Here is a 22,750-nt window from a genome sequence, read left to right on the forward strand (position 1 = left end):
AATGAGACCATAGATGGGTAATGTATTAATGTGCCTAATTAAATTGGATTGAGAAAGGATGTTTGTTTTATGGACGAAAAAATGAAGCAACTCATTGATGGCTTGAATGAAGATTTAGCTCATGAGTATGCCGCAACTATTATGTATACGTACAATGCAGCAGTCGTTTCTGGATTATATCGCTCTGTATTGAAACCATTTTTTGAAAGTGAAATTGCCGATGAACAAAATCACGCCCTTTACTTATCTGAAAAAATCAGTGTGCTTGGAGGAACGCCGACTACTGGCCCTGCAGAAGTAAAACAGCTAAAAGAAGTAAAAGCTATGTTAGAAGAAGCGCACCACGCAGAAGCACAAACAATCAAACGTTATGAAGAGCGTAAACAGCAAGCAGATGAACTGGGGCTTACGGAACTGTCAGTCAAACTTGATGACCTGATTTCAGATGAAACGGGCCATATGGAAGAAATGCAGCGTCTTCTTCAGGACTCCCGTCTCCATTCCTAGTTACCACTCCACTCCTCCGTTTTGTCGGGGGAGTTTTTTACTGAAATGAACCGCTTTTATTATGGTGCATTCTCTGTTATATTATGAGCCAATCGACTAACTTAAGGAGGGGTTGTCATGTGGCAGGATATTTTCGCGGCAATTGAAAATCAACATAGCAACATGATTGAATCAAGACGTTATTTACACCAACACCCTGAGATTTCATTTGAAGAAACTGAAACAGCCGGTTTTATTGCGGATACATACGAAAAGCTGGGGATTCCCTATACGGCAAAAGTCGGGGGCAATGGCGTTATCGCTACGCTTAAAGGAGGACAGCCGGGAAAAACGGTTGCACTGCGGGCGGATTTTGATGCCCTCCCCATCCAGGAAGAAAATGATCACGCATTCGTCTCCAAACATGATGGTGCCATGCACGCCTGTGGTCATGATGGACATACTGCTGCCCTGCTAGGGTTGGCAAAAGCCTTGTTGCCTTTTCAGGATCAACTCCCTGGTACAGTTGTGTTTATCCATCAGCATGCCGAGGAATATGCTCCCGGAGGCGCAAAGCCCATAGTAGATTCGGGGGCGCTTAAAGATGTCGATGCTGTATTTGGCACGCACCTGTGGGTTAATGCTCCTCTAGGTACGATTCAAACCGCCAGGGGGCCATTCATGGCAGGAGCAGATCGTTTTGATATCACCATCAAAGGAAAAGGCGGTCACGGCGCCCAGCCCCACCAAACAAAAGATGCAATCGTGATCGGGTCTCAATTAGTGGCCTCTTTGCAACAAGTCGTCAGTCGTCGCGTAAACCCGCTTAGTACAGCCGTCCTAAGTATCGGTATGTTCGAAGCCGGCCATGCGTTCAACATCATAGCTGATTCTGCAAAATTGACAGGAACGGTCCGTACATTTGATCACCAGGTGCAGGATTTGATCATTCAAGAAATGGAAAAAATCGTGAAAGGGACATGCGCCTCTTATGAAGCCGATTACGAATTCAATTATCACAAAGGGTATCCCCCTGTGGTCAATCACGAGCAAGAGGCTGCGCTTGTGCTCGATCATATTGCCAAAGCTGCGCCTGAATTGCAAGTCGAAGAGATCGAACCTGTTATGGCCGGCGAGGATTTTGCCTATTATCTACTGGATAAGCCCGGCGCTTTTTTCTTCACAGGCGCCCAAATCCCCGACCATTATTATCCACATCATCACCCGAAATTCGACTTTGACGAACGAGCCTTAGTTCATGCAGCCAAAACATTGCTCCAGGCCTTCCGTTCCTACCAAGACAACTACGCTGATTAATGCAACAATCTGAGACGGTAGCTCATTTGCGCCGTCTCTCCAAGTTGCTCCAACAATTTTCCATTTGCAAAGTACCCGACTACAGCCCCGATCCCCGGGATGATTTGAAATAATTTGACGAGATCAATCGTATCCCGATACTCCTGCTGCAAGCTTTTCCAGTCTAGCTCCTGCCATTTTTCTCTCTCCGTTTCCCAATTTCTAATGATGCCCAACGTCTCTACACGTTTATGATCACTCGAAAACGCCAGCATAAACACGTGAATGATAAACATCCGTTCTTCATAACGATGAACATCAAATCCATATAGCTGAGCGATATCAAACAGAAATTTCATTTTTATACTGAGCAGTAAAGGGAAATCGGCTACACCTAACCAAAACCCACCCGCTCCAGTACCTGCCCCTTCCAAAGCTGCTGTTCGCTTATATTGAGTCAAGCGTTCTTTAAGATGATCTTCTCTTTCTTTCAATGACCAAGAGGAATCAACGTCAACATGATGAATGTATTTTGATGAGGTAAGGGATAACTCTATCATATTGCGAATCGCTTCTGTCACAACAGTGTGCACGTGATCAGGAATTTTTCGATTGATCGTCGTTTGAATCCGTTTCGACGTACGCTTCACTACAGAAGAACGTTTTTCCATTGATTTGGCTGACCTCAACGCTTCTTTTAAGGCTTGTTCTTCATATGCATCTTTCATCAACTCACCCCTATAGAAAAAGGATACCAAGCCAGGTATCCTATTCGTTATTACGTTAATCGTGGTTTAACATAGCCATGCAGAAAGGCAAAGCTGAACAACCCGCCTCCTATCAGTACGACCACTGAGCCAAAGAGATTCCATTGAATGATAAATAACACAACGAATAATACGGTCTGTAAAATCATTAGACGTGTAAGCCATTCCATGATGGCCTGTTTTTTCCATTCCTGCTTGATTGGATAAAGGTCGAGCCAGTCGATGGTACGGTGATGATTCCATAACGCCATCATCTGGAAAGCACTCAAATATAAGAATAGAATGGCAAAGGCAATTTTCACCCATATGTTGGGTACGAAATAGACCGCTGCCCCGCCAATCACAATCAGCCTTAAATACATGCCTAAATAATCGGTGCTGCGAATGAACGTAATACGATATAAATAAGCGTAACTCTGACTTTGACGGTATGAAACGCCCTTAGTAACCAAACGGACGAGCCAATGGCGTTTTTTGACGGTGTTCTTTAAATGGGGCACATCAGTAAACATATTGGCCAAGCGATAGAACATGCGCATTCTCGACTGGTCCTTTTCCACAAGGAGGTCCCAGGCAAGCCCGACTTTTTTGCGAGCAAAAGCGTAATCATACAACATTGTTCCTCCTAACAGTACCGTCACCAGTGCAGCGTATAACCACACGCCCTGCGCCAAGAAGTAAAAGACAACCACATTCAATACGATTCGTAACGCTTGATCAATCCCCCGTACTCTGGGGTTTCGTTCCCTCAGCATCCACCAATTCGACAACATATTCCAAACTTTTAATATGAGCAGGGCCCCTATGACCATTAAATAATGACGCGTGCCAAGCTCTGGATAGGACGCAAAATAAAGAGGACCGAGCGCTGCTGCCACGAGAAACACAATATAAAGCTGAACGACAAAACTGTAAAGCAGGCACCGTTTGAAATACGCGTTCAATTGATGCTCCGCTGGAAATAAAAATACGAGATCTGGTTCTTTAAGTAGCGTGCGGACAGGACTATGGGCACCAACTAGCCCGAATACCACACCGACTATAACAGCTGTGGGAAAATCATCAGGAAGGTCCTGCAACGATTGCTGGTAATAATAGGCTAAGGCAGAGATGAAAAAAAGCATCGCAATCGCTATATGACCGTTAAACATATAGCGCAAATACCGGTTCATCTCCTTTAGGTGATCTGAAAAACGCCGATTCCAAAACGCTTTAGCATCAATCATGCTGTTCTTCCTTCGTCAATTGAATATAAAGTTCGTCCAGTGTTGCGCCCGGGTTTGAAAAGGACGTCTGCAATTCTTTTAATGTGCCGATCGCTCTGATTTGACCATCATGAATGATGATGAAGCGGTCGCAGTACCGTTCCGCCGTTGCTAAAATATGGGTGGACATGAGCACACCCGCACCCGCATCCTTCATGTCATTCATTAATTGTAAATAAGATTGAATACCAAGCGGATCAAGTCCCACAAACGGTTCATCTACAATATATAGTTCAGGTTCAATTAAAAATGCACACATGATCATGACTTTTTGCCGCATCCCTTTAGAAAAATGAACCGGGAACCATTTCAATTTCTTTTCCATGCGAAATTCTTTCAATAATGGTTCCAGCCGCTTTTCAAATTGTGCCTCCGGAATGTTGTAAGCCATCGCTGTTAAATGAAGGTGCTCATATAAAGTCAATTCATCGTATAGAATCGGCATTTCTGGTATGTAGGCCATTTGCTGACGATAGTGTTCCGGGTCCGTCTCATACGTCTGTCCATTGATGGAGACCTTTCCCTGCTTAGCCTGCATCATCCCAATTACATGCTTAATGGTAGTGCTCTTACCCGCTCCATTCAAGCCAATTAATCCTACAATCTCATTCGGGTGCACATCAAACGAAATACCGTGCAGCACATTCTTATGTGTATACCCACCGTAAAGATCCTCAATATGTAACAACGGCTCCATAACCATCCCTCATTTCTATAACATCACATTCTAATCATAACGGGTACCTGGTACCAAATCAAGGTTTTGAAAACAGCCGGGTGTTTCATTTTCTGCGTGGGGGGTCAGGTATGATATAATAAAGGAAAATGTGCGAAGGAGTGGTTGCATGACTCAGAAGGAAGAATGTATATTCTGCAAAATTTTAGATGGAGAAATCCCTTCAGCGAAAGTGTATGAAGATGAAGAAGTCTATGCCTTTCTCGACATCAGCCAAGTGACAAAAGGCCATACGCTCATCATACCGAAACATCATACAAAAGATATTTACCACACTGATGCTGCTTTAGCAGAAAAAGTATTCGCTCGCGTCCCAAAAGTGGCCAATGCTATTAAAGCTACCTACAGTCCAGTTGGCCTAAATGTATTGAACAACAATGAAGAACCAGCCGGTCAATCCGTTTTTCATTTACATATTCATCTGCTGCCGCGATACGGGAAACATGATGGCTTTAACCTAAAATGGGAAGTTCAAGCAGATGATTATACCCCTGAGGATTTGCAACAAATCGCAAGCGCCATTAGTCAGAACATTTCGAATTAACGACAACGAGGACTTCAAACATACCCTTTTGTCTGCTATAATGATGGCATACACTTAGGAAGAAAACCCATCTCAACCGGTTTACTTAAGTGCGCCCAATTGGGGTTCTTTTTTCTCCAGAGGTGCGCTTAAGCATACGCGGGAAGCAATCTTTTATGTGTCCTGCAGCATGATGATTGGGCTGAACGGTCACTCGACTGCTTCCATTTGCAGGACCCTTTCTCATTCTCAGTTGATTTTTCGCACCAAATACTATTCTTTTTTATATTTCAGGTTTCAATGGTACATATTAAGAGAAAATAATACATATGAGGCATGATACGAAAGGAGTAACGTTTATGGCAAATGGAAAATCTTTATTTCTAGGATTCGTGGTTGGCGGTGTAGCAGGAGCTGCATATTCTCTGCTTTATGCCCCTTCCTCCGGAAAAGATTTACGAAGTAACGCAATTGCACAAAGTGAAAATCTTAAAAACACGATTATGAATTTAAAAGGTGAAGGCTTCCAGCTTAAAGAACAGATTGCCCAAACGTCCAGAGAAGGAGCCGAATTGATCAAAGAACTCTCTGAGGATGTCAAATCCTCCATTGAAAGCTGGAAACAAACGGTCGAGCCTCACCAAAAAAATATTCAGAAATACTTGTCCCAAATAGAAGAAAGTTTAAAAGAACTTGAGGATAAAGCAAAGGCTGAACAGAACACGACGATTGAAGTTCCCACTGAAGATCCGGATGCACAGCAGCCCAAAAACCAATAACACGCCAAAAAAGGTCTGACACTACTAGTGTTCAGACCTTTTTATCTCTTTAATCAAAAGTGAAGCACAACCCCGGCTTTGTCATCCGACACTTTGAATCTTGGGTATTTTACGCAATCTGCGTCTGCTTCCTCTTCTTTTATCAATTCATGTGTATAGCGTTCCAATCCTTTCTGCAGGATCTGATCGACTGTATACTCCCAATAATGACGATATTGAGGAATTAGATCTTCCGGTAAAAACAGACCGTCTGATAACAAAATCATGTGCGTAATACCAGTTTGATTAATTTTGCCATATTCCGTAAACGCCATCGCATCTTGATCCCCGTTTAAAACGCCATATCCTTCTTTGGTATTGCTCATATATTTGTTGTGAATCAACGTTTCTTTCACTTTAGCCATCAGTTCTTCTCTGTTTGTTATCCCCGAATCTACGCCCTCTTTCCATTTCTCAAGCCCTTTCTTTTCCAAGTGGGAGAGTTGGGAAATGGTTAGCGGCCTCACGTGTCCATCTCGATAAACGACCACGGCCATGCAGTCGCCCGTTTGTATATACGTTATGCCTTGCTCCGTAACCTGCACGATTGCAAGTGCTGCTCCCCACAGCTGCTCTTTTTTGCTCAATTCTATACGAGCATCGTGCATCTTTTCTCTGATTGTATGATTAACGCGCCCCAATTGATCGTACAGACTATAACAAACGTGCAACGACTCGAATTGACTTTTTATGATGTGAGCTGCTAAATATCCTCCTGTATGGCCATTCTTATTTTTATAGGGGACTAATGAAGAGACACCATCGGCTACCCCGAAAATTCCAGCCTCCTGATTAATAATCAGCGCATCCTCGTTTAATGACCCGACGCCTTTGTATGTATAGGACTCTATCTTCAACTCAAATCACTCCCTTTCAATTAATTGAAAAGATGAATGTAACAAACGATGTTCTCCCTTATACAATCTACTTTGATTATATCTAAAAGTATGCTGAAAACATATACATCTAGTCCAGAATATCTAATAGCGCAAAAAAACCCCATGACGTTATGTCATGGGGGCCATATGATCGTTAGAGTTATCATTTTTCATAAAAAAGCGCATCGGCTTTTAAGTTACTGGATTATTCAGCTGGTTGAAGGTCTTCAATGGAGTCAGCTTCCACATAAGATGGAACAACCAAACCGATTTTAGCACCTTCTAAGTTAGCACCTAAGTCCACGAGGTTGTCTTTATGTTCTTCATAAAGATCACCATGCGTTCCCGGCAACCATGCTGCTACCATACCATCTGCTTCGCCATTCGCAACTGCGTTCCACATTGGACCGTTATCCAGTGCTGTAATGGTTACGTCGAAGCCTTGGTTACGAAGCACTTCAGCTACAACGTTTGTCGAAGCAATTTCAGTGTCCCAGTTAACGTAAACGAGTTCAATTTCTTTGCCGTCTACCTCTTCTGTACCTTCAGTCCAAGAAGAAACCTTATCTTGGTTTTCTTCAACCCATGTCGCTGCTGCTTCACCAGGTTCAGTTCCTTCATTGATTTCTAACATCAGGTTTTCCATAGCAGAAGCTTCCCATTGGAAATTATCCAGGATGGCATAAGCATTCGGCATATCTTCTTCCAGTCCTTGACGTGCCATGGTCTTAATTTGTTCTTCCCCGCCAAAGACACCTTCAGGATCTTCAAGGTATTTCAAGTCATACTGAGCAAATTTCCAGTGAGGAGACCAACCTGTTACAATGATCGGTTCTTCGTTCTCAATCGCCTCACCTAATGCACTTGCCATTGCACCACTGGAGGACGTTGCAACTTCCCATCCTTCAAGATTGTCGTATGTTTCAACTGCATCTTCAGAAGCTGCTACAACTCCTGCTCCTGCTTCAATACCTGTAATTTCATAATTGACACCTTCGCCGACACCAGCTGTTTCTTCACCGGAATCTCCGCCGGAATTTGTGTCATCTCCGCTGCCACTATCGTCCTCTGACCCACAGCCAGCTGCGACTAATGATAATGAAAGTCCAGCAGCAATGCCGAGACGTTTCAAGTTTAAATTAAACATGTAAATCTCTCCCCTTTGAAAAAATAAATAATTTATAGTGAAAGGCTCAACACATTGTTGACCCTAACCTAGCAATCGTTAAATCAGGCATTTTCGCCTTTGTGCGTATTAAGGTTTTGCGTAAAACGGTCAATGATGATGGCAAGAATGACAATGCCTAGACCAGCAACAAACCCTGTTCCAACTTCAGCACGCTGTAATCCGGTTATAACGGTTTGACCAAGTCCTTTTGCCCCGATCATAGAGGCAATGACCACCATAGAAAGCGCAAGCATAACTGTCTGGTTGATACCCGCCATAATGGTTTTCTTGGCCATCGGTAATTGAACTTTCAACAGTTTTTGCCTTCCTGTCGTACCGAACGCATCGGATGCTTCGATCAATTCCTTTGAAACCTGCCGTATCCCCAAATTGGTGAAACGCACCGTTGGAGGCGTGGCAAAAATAACCGACGCAAACACACCAGGTACCATTCCGATACTAAAGAATGCGACAGCCGGGATTAAATAAACAAAGGCTGGCATGGTCTGCATAAAGTCAAGGATGGGGGTCAAAATTGTCTCCACAATCCTGCTTTTCGACATCCAAATCCCAAACGGCACCCCTATGATAACTGATATAATACTGGCAAAAATAACAAGTGTAAAAGTATTCATCAGTTCTTCCCATAACTCCTGGTTACTAATGAACCAAAGGCCAACAAGGGAAAAGGCTGCCAGACCGAATTTTTTGCCGGTAATAAAGAAAGCTGTTACAACCACAACAAGTATAAACAACCACGTTGGAATACTCATCAACCAATCTTCGGCGAATATTTCAATAAAATCCCCAAAGTCATTTTTAATAAAATCAAATAAAAAACCAAATGTATCCGTGATCCACTCCGTTGCAGAGGATATCCATTCTGCAGCGGGAACCTTAGGAATCACTCCCATTTAAATTCACCTCATTTCCACCAGCTAGTGCTGCAATGACAGCACCGCGTACAATGATGCCTTGTAATTTTTCATCTTCAACCACTGCGATAGGCACTGGAGAATCATGAATCATGTCGAAAATTTCGTTCATGGATGTTTGAAGTGTCACTTTCGGCACGTCTGTGCGCATGATCGACTTCAAGTCTTTCTGCTCTTGTTTAGCAGCTTCTGAGACGTCATCAGCTGTAACATATCCATGCAATGTGCGTTTACGGTCGGTGACATAGATGCTAGATAGCCCTTCTTTACGCATGCGTTCAAGTGCTGCACGCGGACCATGCTTCTCAATATCAACCGTTTCAGGACGCTTCATAATGTGTTCTGCATTTAATATCTTTGAGCGATCCACGTCTTCAACGAACTTCTCAACATACTCGTTGGCAGGATTCACTAAAATTTCTTCCGGAGACCCAATTTGGACAATACGTCCGTCTTTCATCAGCGCGATACGATCGCCGATCCGTAAAGCCTCGTCCAAATCGTGTGTGATAAAGATGATGGTTTTCTTCATCTTCTCTTGAAGTTCCAGCAATTCGTCCTGCATTTCTTTACGGATGAGCGGGTCTAACGCTGAGAAAGCTTCATCCATCAGTAACACTTCTGGATCGTTGGCAAGCGCCCTGGCCAACCCGACACGTTGCTGCATACCGCCGGAGAGTTGACCGGGAAATTGGTTCATGTAGCCTCCGAGCCCTACCATTTCCAGTGATTCTTGCGCTTTTTTCTTGCGCTTTTCTTTATCGATATTTTGTACCTCAAGACCGAATTCGGCATTTTCAAGAATGGTACGGTGTGGGAATAAAGCAAAACGCTGAAAAACCATGCTTAGTTTCTGACGACGTATTTCACGTAAATCATGGCTGTTCATCTTAGCCAAATCCTGGCCTTCAATTTCAACACTACCTTCAGTCGGTTCAATCAATCGGTTGAGTAAACGAACCAATGTCGACTTCCCGCTTCCAGAAAGCCCCATGATCACAAATACCTCGCCTTCTTCAACTGCAAAAGTTGCCCTATTCACCCCGACAGTGTTTCCTGTCTTTTTAAGAATATCGTCTTTGGACCAGCCTTCATCTAAATACTTTGTTGCTTGCTTGGCATTTCGTCCAAAGATCTTCGATAAATCTTTTACATTGATGATCGGCACATCATTCACCTCTCTACTTATTTATAATTGTATGGTCTCGTCTGTACTAATGGCCGTACACAATCTTTCACCTTATACACTGTAACCTATTTGTAATAAAAAGTACAAACCATAAATTCTAATAAAATAGAACAAAAATTATATACAGTTTGAACTGTACGGATTGAATCGACAATATTCTTCAATTATCTCCATATTCCTTAAATATAAAGGGGGCAACGATATTTTCATAAATAGAATGTCTATAGTAATGTTTACACTAGCATGTAATGAGGAGGTTCCTATGAATCAAAAAGATCATCTGTCGCTAGAGGATGTTCAAACATCTGTCATCCATGAATTCTCAAAAACATTAGAAATGTTTGGTTTGACTCCTGCAGACGCGCGGCTTTTTGTGACACTATACATTAATAATGATCCGATGACTTTAGATGAAATGAGCGTAGCACTTGGAAAAAGCAAGACCTCGATGAGCACAGGCATTCGAAGTCTCCTTGATCAAGGTTTAGTGGAGCGTGTTTGGCGCAAAGGAACGCGAAAGGATTTATATCAAGCCAATGAAAACCTCTATAAGAAATTCATGACCTCCTACGTCCAGAAATGGTTAGAGGCCACCTATAACCAAAAAGAATGCCTCAAAGAAATCGAGGAGAAAATGAATGAAGGAGAACTGCAGAAAATGTCGCAGCCTCTATTAGATGAAGCCAATACGTTATACAATCGCATTGAAGATATGATCAGTTTTCATAAACAAATCAGCCACACATTTGAAGAAATTCAACCAGCGAATTCATCCATCCAGTAATACATCTGCACTTTAAATTTCCTGTAAAGGAAATTTATTGCACGCAGTTGTATTTTTTGTCGAATTTTCATGAATAGTCCGTATATCTTCTCCCTAATTATTTTTTTTATACTTCATTTCATGTACAATAGAAGTATAACTTATGGAGCCATCTTTCTGGAGGTCGTCAAACTGAATACAGACTGAACACTCCAACTTTTAAAGTAGGTGAAACGTATTGAAAGATAATATTTCTAAACAGGAAGCCATTTTCTATAGTCATAAAATGGCTCAGTTGTCTAAAGCCTTGTGGAAAGCAATAGAAAAAGATTGGCAGGAATGGATCAAACCATTTAAATTGAACATCAACGAACACCATATTTTATGGATCTCCTACCATTTAAAAGGGGCAAGCATTTCTGAAGTATCAAAGTTTGGCGTGATGCATGTTTCGACGGCATTTAACTTTTCAAAAAAACTGGAAGAACGCGGATTGCTTGTCTTTTCTAAACGAGAGAACGATAAGCGGAATACGTATATCCAATTAACTGAAAAAGGCAGTGATTTGCTCGAGTCGACATTGAACGAGTACCAACCTGAAAATAATTCAGTTTTTAAAGGATCTCTTCCGATGACCGAGATGTATGGTAAACTTCCTGAATTTCTCGATTTGTCAGCTTTAATCAAAGAGATTTATGGAGAAGAGTATATGGAGATCTTAGAACGCTCACTGGATAATATTGAAAATCTGGATATGGAACAGCCTGCCATCATTGAAGACTATAAACGGCAAACAAAATCATCATAGTTTCTAAAAACCCTTCGCATAAAATATGCGAAGGATTTTACGTTCTGAGATACGTTACAAGAGTGCCTGTAAGTTTTGGGTAAATTCCTTCCTGGTAAAGAGCCCGCAATGCTTGATTGGGATTCAATTTATAAGAAAGCATTCCAGCAAAATGAATCAATAAAGGTGAATAATCCACGAACCCTTCCGCTTGATACTTCTCATACGTATCGTGTAATTCTTCCATCAAAAAGAAAACCTGTTCATATTCCGTTTTCGTAAGGTTATGAGTAATGACCATTTTCGTAAAAGGATAAGCATCCGTCCACTCAAGATTCGACATTAATTGAACATGAAACGAAAGCATCTGACACTGTTCATTTTCCCCCATCGACACTGCCTCCTACCGCTAGCCTCTGCGGTGAACTTAACTCTATTATAAAGCCTGACATACCAGTTCTCAAAGAGAGTTGAATTTTTTACAAAAAAGCTATTGCTTTTTCTTCTCAAACATACTATCATTCGTCTTGTGCCGCTACAAAACATATCATTAAAATAATGAATAGCATAGATGATTTAGTAAACAGAGCACTAGATATTTTGTAGTAAAGGGGGCTTCCCAAATGATAAATTGTGTGAAGTCAGTCAACATTAATAAAGATATCGGGATCAATCGAATATATCTCATGTCCTTTCTAACAGGACTTGTATCATTCTTGTTCCTTTATTTACCCTTTTCGATGGCTCATAGCACGCACGATGTTAAAGACCACGGCTTTTTGCCTTTAGTGATTATTTTATTCTTTCTGCCTGCAATCCATCGTCTGATGCACATCGTGCCATTACTTTTGACCAATAAACGTCTCAGAATGAAATTCAAATTCAAACGACGTCTCATACCAACTTTTGTTTACCAATGCAAATCAACATTATCCAAGCAGACATCCCTCTTGATGGCGCTGTCGCCAACTCTGTTTATCACACTGCCAGGATTGGTCATGGGATATGTGTTGCCAGATTATTTCGCTTATTTTGTATTATTTTCTGCTGTGAATATCGGACTCAGTTTTTCCGATTTTCTATATATTCATTATTTCATGAAAGCACCGCGTAAATGCATCATTGAAAATGCAAAGGAAGGCTACGATATCCTTGTGCAACAAAAGAACGCATAATCACAGCAGTGCTGTTCACTGGAACAGTACTGCTTTTTCATGAATAATCCTTTCTTCTGTTCAACAAAGATCAAGTTTGATACAGTAGTTTCATAGGGAATAAAGGAGGTAACTTCCTGTGGTATATGTATTTATTGTATTCGCGTTAATCGTATTATTCTTCATCAATTCGCTTACCCATTCCTTATGTTTGAAAACGAGTATGTCGGATGAGAAGCAATTAAAAGTGTTCAGGACCATTAATGTCCTTATTACCATCCTGCTCATTTCCTCCTATGTGGAAATTCTTATTGCTATGTAATGTAAAAAACAGGCCTTATGCAGTTTTATGCAGTTCGGCCTGTTTTTTTGAGGAAGAGACATTACTCTAGAGCCAGGCTGCCCCTACAATAATGAGCAAAATAAACAACACGACAATCAGGGCGAAGCCACCCCCGTATTTTTGACTCATACTTCCACCTCCCTCACTGCTTACGTTGTTATCTTATGCATAGACATCCGCCTCGGGATGGGCTCTTACCCCAAATCAATTCATTTTTACATCAATATGGTATCTTCGAGGTAAAATATGTTATATTATGATATAGGCTGTTTGAACAACCCTATGTCAGAACATATTATTTTTTAGGAGTGTACATGTAATGAAAAAAACATCGATTGCCTTCTTGCTTTCAGCAAGTGTACTTACGTTGTCTGCCTGCTCATCAAATGCTGAAGATTCCGAAAAGGTCGTTGAGTCTAGCGCGGGAGACGTTACCAAAGAGGAATTTTATGAAGAGCTGAAGAATAAGCACGGAAGTGAAGTGTTGCAACAACTTGTAATTAACCAAGTGCTATCTGATAAATATGATGTTTCAGAAGAAGAAGTCAACAAAGAAGTTGAAAGCTTGAAAGAACAGTATGGCGACCAATTTCAAATGGTCCTTCAACAAAGCGGCTTCAAAAATGAAGAAGATTTCAAGAAAACCGTACGTTTAGGGCTCCTGCAAGAAAAAGCTGCAGCTGAAGATGCGGATTTCTCTGAAGAAGAACTGAAAAAACAGTATGAACGCATGAAAACAGAAATTAAGGCTAGCCATATCTTAGTGGAAGATCAGAAAACAGCAAAAGAAGTCAAACAAAAGCTTGAAAATGGCGGGGATTTTGCAAAGCTAGCTAAAGAATACAGCACTGATGGATCTAGCGAACAAGGCGGCGACCTTGGCTACTTCTCTAGTGATGCAATGGTTCCGAAATTCACAGATGCAGCTTACAGCCTTGAAAAAGGTGAAGTAAGTGATGTTGTCCAGACGCAACACGGTTTCCATATCATAAAAGTGACCGATAAGCGTGATAAAGAAGACTTCGGCTCCTTTGAAGAAGAAAAAGACAGAGTAAAACGGCAACTTGTTAGTCAGAATATGGACCAGCAAGCACTACAGCAAAAAGTTCAAAAAATGATTGAAGATGCGGATGTTGACATTAAGATTGAGCAATACAAGGATTTATTTAAACAGCAAGCTCAAGTACCTGGATCAGGTCAAGGAGGCGGACAAGCTCCAGAAGGTGGCTCCGGTTCTGGTGACGGATCAGGCTCCGGTAGTGGATCCGACTCCAATTCAGGCGAAGGGAATTCTGAAGAAGATTCCTCTAACTCAGATTCCGAAGGTGAATCAAGCGAATAACGCATTGAATAAAAGCAGTCCAATTTTCCTATAATTGGACTGCTTTTTTTATGGGAGGATAAGGGGTTATCTTCTTTTGCAACGGGTACCATTTAATAGAAGCTTTATTTTTTCATACGAGAGGAGTAAAACACATGGGCAAGAAGTTAACCTATACATTTTTTACATTCATTTCAATCTGCTTAATATTTCCTGCACTTACAAAAGCACAATTCGGACCCTCCGATTGGACGGAATACCGGTTATACGATACAAATAACCCTGTCTTTGATTCAGATGATGACATCCCACCGTTACCAGCTCAAAAATTCAAAACAAATGACGAAATCCGCTCCACCCCAGTAGTTGTTGGAAACAGAATATTCATAGGCAACCATAACACTGGGGATATGTTTGCCTATGACATTCTCACGGGGGAAAAACTCTGGACAAACCAAGCCCCTAATTGGATTCACTCAGAAATGATCTACAAGAACGGAACCCTCTTTGTGGGTTTTGGCAATCGCTTTTTTCAAGAGAATGGTATAAGAGGTACAGAAGAAAGTGGGATAATGGCAGTAGATGCAGAGTCTGGAGATGAATTGTGGACCTATGAAACAGAAGGTGAAGTCATGCCAACACCAGCCTATTACGATGGTTCCATTTATGCAGCCACGGGCGATCAGTCTGTCTACCAATTGGATCCTGGAACAGGCGATTTGATTGACCAAATAGAACTGGGGTCTATCTTCAGCATGTCGTCTCCCAATATCTATCAAGATCATTTGTTTATAGGAGGCGGAGCACCAAGCCCCTATACGTTCTATTCAGTTGATTTGCGTACAAATGAAACAAGATGGGAAACTAAAATTCCTGATGCTACTGCTGGATTGGATGACGTCCCTCCTGCTATCAGTAACGACACAGTCGTAACCACTGTACTTGAAACGCCTGACTCGCTTGCATTAAAAGATATTTACCATTCAAGCGGGGCCATGCAAGCCTATAAAGAGATTACAAAATCCTTGTTTGGGTTGGAACGCTCCTCTCATCCTGAACATTTTATCTATGCACTGGATACTGAGACAGGGGAGATCAAGTGGAGGGAAAGCTTAGGGGTCGGCCCCTTAGTCAAAAATAATAAATCTGGCGCTCCGATGATTTATGACGGCAAAGTATTTGTCGGTAGCCCGATTACCCAACAATTCTACGCCTATGATTTAGATACAGGTGAACGCCTATGGACTGAGGAAAATACGGTTAACAAAGCTCCGCCTGTAGCCAAAGACAACGCTGTTTATTTCACAAATGCTGAAGGATTCGTTCATGCTTATGATACAGAGACCGGTGAAGAAGTAGGCAGAAAAGAACTTGGAGGTACACTTGCTCCATCTGGCCCCCTCATTATGAATGACACATTTATCGTAGGCAGCCAGGATAGCAATGTATATGCATTACCACTAAGCGACATTCTGAGTGCTAACGATTCCTATCAAACTGAGCCTACATCGAAAGACAGCCAAACAGGCTTTGTGTTTTGGATCTATATCTTTCCACTTATTCTCGTAGGAGCATTGATATTTGCCGTTGTGGTCAGTTTTAAAAAATGGGCTTTGCGACGCTAATGTTGAAATGAATGCGTCCATTACTTAGAAAAGGGGATTTAATAATAGGCTCTGTTAAAGTTTAGTGTTGATATTTGAAGTGGATATTTATCTCGAAACGGAGTCTTTCGTTAAAAGGCAGAATTCTGTAAGACTCCGTTTCGAGATAACTGGTGTTCGTTGCCGTATTAAGCGTCATGGATGTTTATATTCCTGCGCGTTCCTTGCGTATAAAAAGCTGCTTATTACGGAAGTGATTTCGAGAAACATATAAGGCAAGGGCCGTTGGGGAAGGGTGAGACTTCCCGCAGGAGAAGGAGCTAGGCGGAGACCCCGCAGGGCTTGCCTGAGGAGACTTGCCAGTTCCCCCGCAGGAAAGCGAATCCTTCCCCAACGGCCCTAAACCCAAACAAACATCTCGAAACTGAGTCTTCCACAATAGTGGGGCTTTAGTTGAATTAGCTCAATATATAATAAATGAAGAACTTCCATAATATTGAAAGTTTTTTTGTTAGCAATACCAACACTAAACTTTAATAGAGCCTAATAAAAAAAGAGAGCACGTTGATCTGCTCTCTTCCTTTGCGCCCAGATCATGCATGCTCCCGTGTCTTTTTTTCTTTTTCCATTCTTGACATGTAAATTTGACCTTCTCTTTCAATAAACTGTTGCTCCAGACGATGTTCAGCTCTTAAAGCCCGAAAAGCCATATACCCGCTAAAGAAGATGAAAAGTATGCAGAATAATACCCATACAGGAATATCAAAAAGCATGGGGCTGTCCCTCCTGTCCAATTTGTACCACTATATGAGCTGAACAGGAAAGATATGCCCCGCTTTAGGCTCCTGCCTATTCATCTCCATCAAATAACGGCTTATAGAATTGCCGGTTTTCTAAAGCATACAGTCTTTCCGTAAATTCTCCGGGCTTAACTTTTGAGAGCGAGCGGTCCAGCATATTCATTCTGGCATCGAGCAAATCAATGTGATGGAGCACTTCGGCTTCTTTGATCTGCGGTGCTTTCGGGCTGCCCCACTCGTTTTTACCGTGATGGCTTAAAATCAAATGCTGCAAGATTAAAACTTCTTCACCTTCGATTTGCAGTTCTGCTGCCGCATGAGAAACTTCCTCGACCATCATAGATATGTGCCCTTTTAACTTACCTTCTATTGTATACGCAGGGGCCGTTACACCGGATAATTCTTTTAATTTACCCAAATCATGAAGGATGATTCCTGCGTACAAAAGATCCTTATTTAATGAAGGGTAAAGTTCTTTAAGCTTCGCGGCAACATTAAGCATTGACACAATATGATGAGCAAGACCTGATACGTATTCATGATGGTTTTTGATGGCGGCTGGGTATGTAAGGAGCGCATCTTGATATTTCTTCACAAAATGACGGACAATCCGCTGCAAATTGGGGTTCTTCATCTCAAAGATAGCCTCAGTTATACGTTCCATCAAGTTCTCTTTATTCACGGGAGCTTTCTCCAGAAAATCATTGGCATGAACGCCATCCGTAGCCTGAGCAGGTCGTATGGAATGGATTTTCAACTGGGGTCTTCCTCTGAACTGACTGACTTCACCTGTCACCTTCACAACTTGCTCTGATTGAAACATGTCTTCATCTTCTCCAGTCGCTTCCCATAGCTTTGCTTCAATTTCCCCTGTAGCATCTTTCAGCATCAACGTCAGGAATGGTTTGCCATTACTCGCCACCCCTTTAACAGAGGATCTAATCAACATGAAATAATCAAACGGGTCTCCGATATTATAATGCCCGATCCCTTGCTTCATCTTTTCGCTCCCCTTCTACTATAAAAATAAAACTGTTCCGAATCTTGAACGTGAACCGTACTGCTCGGTTCATGATGCCAAGGTTCTGGAACAGCCTTTTAATCACGCTTATTCTTTTGGTTCGTATTGATCGATTTTAGGAACGTAATCAAATATTTCACCCGATTCGACTACATGGATGAAGCGCATCAACCAACGGTAGTAATTTTGCGCATAGCGCAAACGATCGATATCATTGGTGACTTTTTCTCTCAACGTGTCGTCATTAGTCCGGGCCGCCACTTTTTTCAATTCTGAGATGGTTTCTTCAGCTTCTTCTATATTGGTTTCGGTATGGTGCCGCCAGCGGTTGCCAAACAAGGTAGTAAACGATTTATACCAATCTTCTTCCGATTTATACAAATCCTTTCGCATTCCCTTTTTAAAGGCAGGCTCGACCATTTTCATTTCCGATAATGCTCGAACTCCTGTCGACATACTGGTTTTGCTCATATCAAGAGCTTCCCGCATCCCATCTAAAGTCATTGGCTCATCTGCAAAATAGAGTACACCATATAACCTTCCAATGGACGGGGTGACACCGTAAAGACTCATATTCTTCGCAATAACTTGAATGAATTTTTCCAACGTTTCTTCATACTGGGTCCATTCTTTGTTTTCTTCCCTAGCCAATGGATAACCCTCCATTATCATCTCGACATTTACTTAAGATATTCTATCATTATTGAATTAAATTTGCGACCACCTGTCATGGATAAGTTTACTGAAGTGCTATATTTTGTCGGTTCGGAAAATGATTCGCTGTTTTTGTACGTGTAGTAAATATCATGACCTGGTGATGATCTGCAAGTTCTGTCATGACTTTCATCATTACGGCTTGTCTGTTTGAATCGAAATGCACAAACGCATCATCAACAAAGAAAGGAAATGGATTCACCTTCATCATCGTGATACCAAGTGCAATTCTAAGCGCAACATACAATTGGTCCGTCGTTCCTCTCGACAATTCAGCTGGTTGGAATAACTGATTATCTTGATTTCTAACTTGGAGCATCTCGCTATTCGCATCGATTATTATTTTATTATAATTCCCTGCTGTAAGACGTGTGAAAATTTCTTCTGCAGCGTTCACTATATCTGGCACATACTCATCTTGATAGACTCTCTTAGCTTTTTTAATCAATTGATCGGCTACTTGATAGACTGCCCATTCTCTCGCTTGTTTATTGAGTCGATCTTGGTCTGCTGCAAATGCGTGCTTCAATGAACCTAATTTTTCTGATTGCTCCATGTCTTTTATGGAACTTTTCATATCAGCCTGCTGTTGCCTCAGCCCTTCTAAAGACTCCTCACACGCGGTAATGGCACGTTCCATTTCATTCATTCGTTCCTGCAGATCGATGGGGTCGATCGGCTGCTCAAAAACGTTGAAGCGTTCAAGCGTCGAGGCTGGCAATGCCCCCCTAATTTGCTCAGACAGACTCTGCAACTTATCTAACCTATCCTGCTCTGATTCAGCCTGAGCAGCTGCCTGATAGTAGTCTTCTTCCGTTTCAGCACCGACCTGATGCATGAGCATGTTGATTTTCTCTTTATAGGGATGTATCCGTTGGCTCAATTCGTCTACTTTTTGTTTTTCTTTACCAATCAAGGCGGTGAGGTGGACACGCTCTTCTTCAATCTGTTCCTGTCTTGCCACCCATGTCTTTAGTTTTTCCAAACAATGCTGAACTGACTCATTTTTCAGTACCCGATTATTTTTCAACAAAAACGTCTTTATCTCTTGTTCATACGATGAAGCTGTTGCTTCCATCTCCATTGATTGTTGTTTAAGATCTTGAATATAAAGCGAGAGGTTTTTCGCATGCTTCAATGACGGATAGAGCGTAACCCATTTTTCTAAAGGAATATCTGATAGGAACGGGTAATAACTTTCGTGCGTTTCGATATGAGAAGATAAACCCGCTAACTGGTGCTCGAGTTGATGGGCTTGTTCTTCCAGACGAATTTTATCCAAATTCAATTGGCGTACATGATCAGTTGTATGTTGCACGCTCCACTGCACGGCGTCGCCTTGTTCGGTATTTTTCGGTTTTTGACTCAAGATCAAATACGTCGAAATCACGGAAAGCATAAGAATGAGGATCACTAAGACAACGTCAGTCCCCATTCCCCCTTCGAACAGCCAAGACGTTAGGAATCCTGCACCTGTTAAGCCAAGTATAGCTCCTACCAATTTATGTGATGCCCGATTAAGCCAGTCAGACGAAGCGCTGGAAGGTGAATGATCATTGTAGGTACGGTGGTCCAGTTGATTGACATACGTCTGATAGTATTCAATCTGACGTTTCACTTGGTTTAGATTGGCAGTGCTTTCATCTGCTTCTTGCTGCAACTTTTGTCTCGATTGGATCAATTCTTCCCATTGACTTTCGAGATAATAAGGAAACGTATAATCCTCCAAGTCGTCTACGTGAAGATTGATGCTCAAATGTGTTAGATCTGCTTTGAGCGTTCTGGAACGCTCATTGATTTGATGACTCAGGTTCTCCATCTTTTGATTAAGCTGCTTCCATTCCTCCCCTTTTTGACATAGCGCTTGCGCTGTTTGAACTGTTTCGCTATCGGCTGCTTCCTCTTCTAACCGCTGTTTGTCACTGGTATATTGGTCCACCCTCTCTTTAAGTACTCGATATTCACTTTCCATCGGAAGGATCGCCTCATTTAATTGTCTGAAACGTTCCAAACCATTTTCCGGAAAATCCAGCGAGTGGAGCCTCCCTCCTTCGTCACGATGTGTACTATTGCTGTGGTAGGCTTCAATAAGTTGAAGGACTTGAGATAATTGCTCTAATTCTCTATAAGCATAGTTATAAGCATCCAGTTCCTCTTTTGCACGTGCCAGCCGTGCTTCTGTCTGTTGCTTTTGTTCGATCAATTTCCCATATTCTTGTTCCCTTGCCTCAAGGTTTGATATGTCCTTAGCCTGGCTGGTCAGTTTTTCGATTTGGTGATTGATCGTTGGTTTTTTTCCGTTAGGTTTAAACAGTTCAGCTTGTCTTTCCTTCAGCCACTGTTCAGCTGACTGAATATGATCAGACCCTACCATGGCCACATTCATTAACGCTTCTCCCAATGTTCCGCTTTTGCTATCATAAAAATAGGCAAGGTCGTCCGTATCAAAAGCATAGATCGACTGGAAGACCTGGCGTGTCATGCCTCCAAGTGCGTGCTTCAAAAAGTCTTCCCCACGTTCTTCTCCGTTTTCCAAGCGGCAAATGGCTTCGCCGTTTCGCTTACGATGCGTCCGCTCAATCCACAAAATACCGATTTCCGGAACACATATCTCAAGATTGCCTCCAATTTCTCCTCCACGCTTTGGCTGAAAAAATTCACGTTCTTTCGGAGGAGACCCGAACAAGACAAACATGAAAAAGCGACGTAACGTGGACTTTCCCGTTTCATTTGCGCCGTTTATAATAATCGGTGATTGCTCTTGAAACGTGAAACGTTCGTTTTGCCATTTGCCAAAGCCATATATCTCAGCAGCAATCAGTTTCACACATTCACCCCCTTACTCATGTAACGATTTTTCCAATGCCAGTTGCATTGCTTCTTTCACAATCGCTTCTTTATCTTCATCTGATAGTTTCGCTAAGTATTTTCGCGCTTGGCGGTGACGGAATAAGGGTGCAAGGGCTTCATTTATTTCTGTATACGTGTTGGCCTGGCGGATCAATTCCTCGCTGAAGTGACTCCCTTGAGACAGCGCAGACTCATCACGATCCGCTATAGGCTGGATAGAAAGATGCGTGATCCAAATCCAGGATGCCTTCCCCTCTTCTCTCTCATTCTCTATTTCAATTAACTCTTCGATATCGCCTTCCAACTTCCATTGATTGAATTTAGCGGCTTCAGGCGTATTCACTGATACATAGAGCATGACAGGATTTTTCTGCTCTTGACGTAGACTTTCTTTTGTTTCTTTCAAAAGACCTTCCAAATCGTATATGCTGTTTACGTGAACGGCATCGAGTTCTTTGTTTTTATATTGAAATGATTGCAGAGCTTGAAATCGCATGTCACAGCTGCCGCCACTTAAATCAATGACGTAACACCCTTTTTCACCTGTTTCTTTTCTTGATCGGCCTTGAATGTTGCCGGAGTAATGAACAGGGGGATATTCGGATAAAGACTGACGTTGATGAATATGGCCTAGCGCCCAATAATCCATGTTACAATCCAGGAGCTCGGTTAAGGTAAACGGTGCATAATGTTCATGTTCGCTCGAACGCATGGAACTCCCGTGTAACATGGCAATATGGTAATCAGCATGAGCTTCTATGCAATATTCAGATGTTTTATTTTCATAAACATTCTGGTCGGGATAACTGAAACCATAAATGTATGCGACTGTCCGACCATCTTTCGTAAAAGGCTTGGCATGGACGGTAGATTTTTCAAAAACATCTACATTGTCAGGGTAGGGAATGTCGTGATAATCGCCCCCCGTATGGTCATGATTGCCATAACTCATAAAGACGTGAATATGGTGCTCAGCCAATTTTTCCATCCTTTGCTTCAGCCAGATTTGAGTTTTTAAATTTCGTGTCTTTTGATCAAATACATCTCCACAGAGAAGGATAAAATCGACATGGTGTTCAATAGCTGTTTCAATGAGACGGTCGAAAGCCTCGAACGTGCTGTTTCGCAAATTCTGAAATAACCAATCTGGCATATTAGAGCTGCCAGCGAAAGGAGAATCCAAGTGTAGGTCTGCACTGTGTATAAATCGTATGGGCGCTTTCATTCAGCATCTTCCTTTCTTGCTTCTGCCTCACATTTTACCAAAGCTGACAGGCGAATGCACGTTCGCAGTTGAGGCATTTCGGATTAGACAGGAAATCATCAGGATGG

Annotated in this window: 24 protein-coding genes; 10 read left to right on the top strand and 14 right to left on the bottom strand. The window is 42.0% G+C overall.

Annotated elements, in window-relative coordinates; translation table 11 throughout:
* Positions 1–69 precede the first annotated feature (69 nt).
* Entirely contained in the window at positions 70–507 is a 438-nt protein-coding gene (locus tag HOP45_RS10370) for a ferritin-like domain-containing protein (protein WP_181349225.1), read from the top strand.
* A gap of 117 nt (positions 508–624) precedes the next feature.
* A complete protein-coding gene (locus HOP45_RS10375; RefSeq protein ID WP_181349226.1) occupies positions 625–1,803 on the top strand; it encodes a M20 metallopeptidase family protein in 1,179 nt (392 codons plus the stop codon).
* On the opposite strand, the gene HOP45_RS10380 is transcribed toward HOP45_RS10375, so the two are convergent.
* The 3 genes from HOP45_RS10380 to HOP45_RS10390 are packed head-to-tail and all read right to left on the bottom strand — an operon-like array spanning position 1,800 to position 4,511.
* Positions 1,800–2,510 (bottom strand): EcsC family protein, encoded by a 711-nt coding sequence (locus HOP45_RS10380; protein WP_181349227.1) that lies wholly within the window; start codon positions 2,508–2,510, stop codon positions 1,800–1,802. The two genes, HOP45_RS10375 and HOP45_RS10380, sit on opposite strands and share 4 nt — an antisense overlap.
* Positions 2,511–2,560: 50 nt before the next feature.
* Positions 2,561–3,775: an ABC transporter permease gene (locus HOP45_RS10385; RefSeq protein ID WP_181349228.1), complete on the bottom strand. Its 1,215-nt coding sequence runs from the start codon at positions 3,773–3,775 to the stop codon at positions 2,561–2,563.
* Complete coding sequence (locus tag HOP45_RS10390) at positions 3,768–4,511, bottom strand: ABC transporter ATP-binding protein (protein WP_181349229.1); 744 nt, start codon at positions 4,509–4,511, stop codon at positions 3,768–3,770. Before HOP45_RS10390 ends, HOP45_RS10385 begins: the two co-directional genes overlap by 8 nt.
* Positions 4,512–4,659: 148 nt before the next feature.
* Here HOP45_RS10390 and HOP45_RS10395 point away from each other — a divergent pair, with 148 nt between their 5' ends.
* Both HOP45_RS10395 and HOP45_RS10400 read left to right on the top strand, forming a co-directional pair.
* Positions 4,660–5,094 carry an HIT family protein gene (locus HOP45_RS10395; protein ID WP_181349230.1) on the top strand — a complete coding sequence of 145 codons (435 nt, stop codon included), beginning with the start codon at positions 4,660–4,662 and terminating at the stop codon, positions 5,092–5,094.
* 338 nt (positions 5,095–5,432) lie between these two features.
* A complete protein-coding gene (locus HOP45_RS10400) occupies positions 5,433–5,852 on the top strand; it encodes a YtxH domain-containing protein (RefSeq protein WP_181349231.1) in 420 nt (139 codons plus the stop codon).
* 53 nt (positions 5,853–5,905) lie between these two features.
* On the opposite strand, the gene HOP45_RS10405 is transcribed toward HOP45_RS10400, so the two are convergent.
* The 4 genes from HOP45_RS10405 to HOP45_RS10420 form a co-directional block, all read right to left on the bottom strand.
* Complete coding sequence (locus tag HOP45_RS10405) at positions 5,906–6,748, bottom strand: protein phosphatase 2C domain-containing protein (protein WP_181349232.1); 843 nt, start codon at positions 6,746–6,748, stop codon at positions 5,906–5,908.
* A 226-nt stretch (positions 6,749–6,974) separates the two neighbouring features.
* Entirely contained in the window at positions 6,975–7,916 is a 942-nt protein-coding gene (locus HOP45_RS10410) for a glycine betaine ABC transporter substrate-binding protein (protein WP_181349233.1), read from the bottom strand.
* A gap of 83 nt (positions 7,917–7,999) precedes the next feature.
* On the bottom strand, positions 8,000–8,851 hold the full coding sequence (locus HOP45_RS10415) for an ABC transporter permease (RefSeq protein ID WP_181349234.1): 852 nt from the start codon (positions 8,849–8,851) through the stop codon (positions 8,000–8,002).
* Positions 8,835–10,040: a quaternary amine ABC transporter ATP-binding protein gene (locus HOP45_RS10420; protein ID WP_181349235.1), complete on the bottom strand. Its 1,206-nt coding sequence runs from the start codon at positions 10,038–10,040 to the stop codon at positions 8,835–8,837. Before HOP45_RS10420 ends, HOP45_RS10415 begins: the two co-directional genes overlap by 17 nt.
* A 283-nt stretch (positions 10,041–10,323) precedes the next feature.
* On the opposite strand from HOP45_RS10420, the gene HOP45_RS10425 reads away from it, so the two are divergent.
* Both HOP45_RS10425 and HOP45_RS10430 read left to right on the top strand, forming a co-directional pair.
* Positions 10,324–10,845, top strand: a complete 522-nt coding sequence (locus HOP45_RS10425) for a GbsR/MarR family transcriptional regulator (RefSeq protein ID WP_181349236.1) — start codon at positions 10,324–10,326, stop codon at positions 10,843–10,845.
* 217 nt (positions 10,846–11,062) lie between these two features.
* Positions 11,063–11,632 carry an HTH-type transcriptional regulator Hpr gene (locus HOP45_RS10430; protein ID WP_181349237.1) on the top strand — a complete coding sequence of 190 codons (570 nt, stop codon included), beginning with the start codon at positions 11,063–11,065 and terminating at the stop codon, positions 11,630–11,632.
* A gap of 37 nt (positions 11,633–11,669) precedes the next feature.
* On the opposite strand, the gene HOP45_RS10435 is transcribed toward HOP45_RS10430, so the two are convergent.
* Positions 11,670–12,002, bottom strand: a complete 333-nt coding sequence (locus HOP45_RS10435) for a DUF1878 family protein (RefSeq protein WP_181349238.1) — start codon at positions 12,000–12,002, stop codon at positions 11,670–11,672.
* Positions 12,003–12,234: 232 nt separating this feature from the next.
* Between HOP45_RS10435 and HOP45_RS10440 the strand changes: the two genes are divergently transcribed.
* Together HOP45_RS10440 and HOP45_RS10445 are read left to right on the top strand one after the other, a co-directional pair.
* A complete protein-coding gene (locus HOP45_RS10440; RefSeq protein WP_181349239.1) occupies positions 12,235–12,786 on the top strand; it encodes a DUF3267 domain-containing protein in 552 nt (183 codons plus the stop codon).
* Positions 12,787–12,904: 118 nt separating this feature from the next.
* Positions 12,905–13,087, top strand: a complete 183-nt coding sequence (locus HOP45_RS10445) for a hypothetical protein (RefSeq protein ID WP_181349240.1) — start codon at positions 12,905–12,907, stop codon at positions 13,085–13,087.
* A 66-nt stretch (positions 13,088–13,153) separates the two neighbouring features.
* Here HOP45_RS10445 and HOP45_RS10450 read toward each other — a convergent pair whose 3' ends face one another.
* The gene (locus tag HOP45_RS10450) at positions 13,154–13,237 is read right to left on the bottom strand and encodes a YjcZ family sporulation protein (protein WP_181349466.1); all 84 of its coding nucleotides are present in this window, start codon (positions 13,235–13,237) and stop codon (positions 13,154–13,156) included.
* Positions 13,238–13,427: 190 nt separating this feature from the next.
* Between HOP45_RS10450 and HOP45_RS10455 the strand changes: the two genes are divergently transcribed.
* Complete coding sequence (locus HOP45_RS10455; protein WP_181349241.1) at positions 13,428–14,450, top strand: peptidylprolyl isomerase; 1,023 nt, start codon at positions 13,428–13,430, stop codon at positions 14,448–14,450.
* Between the two features lie 134 nt (positions 14,451–14,584).
* Positions 14,585–16,054 (top strand): outer membrane protein assembly factor BamB family protein, encoded by a 1,470-nt coding sequence (locus HOP45_RS10460; RefSeq protein ID WP_181349242.1) that lies wholly within the window; start codon positions 14,585–14,587, stop codon positions 16,052–16,054.
* Between the two features lie 572 nt (positions 16,055–16,626).
* Here the strand turns inward: HOP45_RS10460 and HOP45_RS10465 are convergent.
* The 5 genes from HOP45_RS10465 to HOP45_RS10485 form a co-directional block, all read right to left on the bottom strand.
* Complete coding sequence (locus HOP45_RS10465; RefSeq protein ID WP_181349243.1) at positions 16,627–16,806, bottom strand: sporulation YhaL family protein; 180 nt, start codon at positions 16,804–16,806, stop codon at positions 16,627–16,629.
* A 76-nt stretch (positions 16,807–16,882) separates the two neighbouring features.
* On the bottom strand, positions 16,883–17,833 hold the full coding sequence (gene yhaM, locus HOP45_RS10470) for a 3'-5' exoribonuclease YhaM (protein WP_181349244.1): 951 nt from the start codon (positions 17,831–17,833) through the stop codon (positions 16,883–16,885).
* Positions 17,834–17,941: 108 nt separating this feature from the next.
* Positions 17,942–18,505 carry a GbsR/MarR family transcriptional regulator gene (locus HOP45_RS10475; protein WP_181349245.1) on the bottom strand — a complete coding sequence of 188 codons (564 nt, stop codon included), beginning with the start codon at positions 18,503–18,505 and terminating at the stop codon, positions 17,942–17,944.
* A gap of 88 nt (positions 18,506–18,593) precedes the next feature.
* Entirely contained in the window at positions 18,594–21,395 is a 2,802-nt protein-coding gene (locus HOP45_RS10480) for an AAA family ATPase (RefSeq protein WP_181349246.1), read from the bottom strand.
* A 12-nt stretch (positions 21,396–21,407) separates the two neighbouring features.
* Positions 21,408–22,643: a metallophosphoesterase family protein gene (locus HOP45_RS10485; RefSeq protein ID WP_181349247.1), complete on the bottom strand. Its 1,236-nt coding sequence runs from the start codon at positions 22,641–22,643 to the stop codon at positions 21,408–21,410.
* Positions 22,644–22,750 lie beyond the last annotated feature (107 nt).

Source organism: Thalassobacillus sp. CUG 92003 (genome assembly GCF_013618635.1).
Lineage (GTDB): Bacteria > Bacillota > Bacilli > Bacillales > Halobacillaceae > CUG-92003.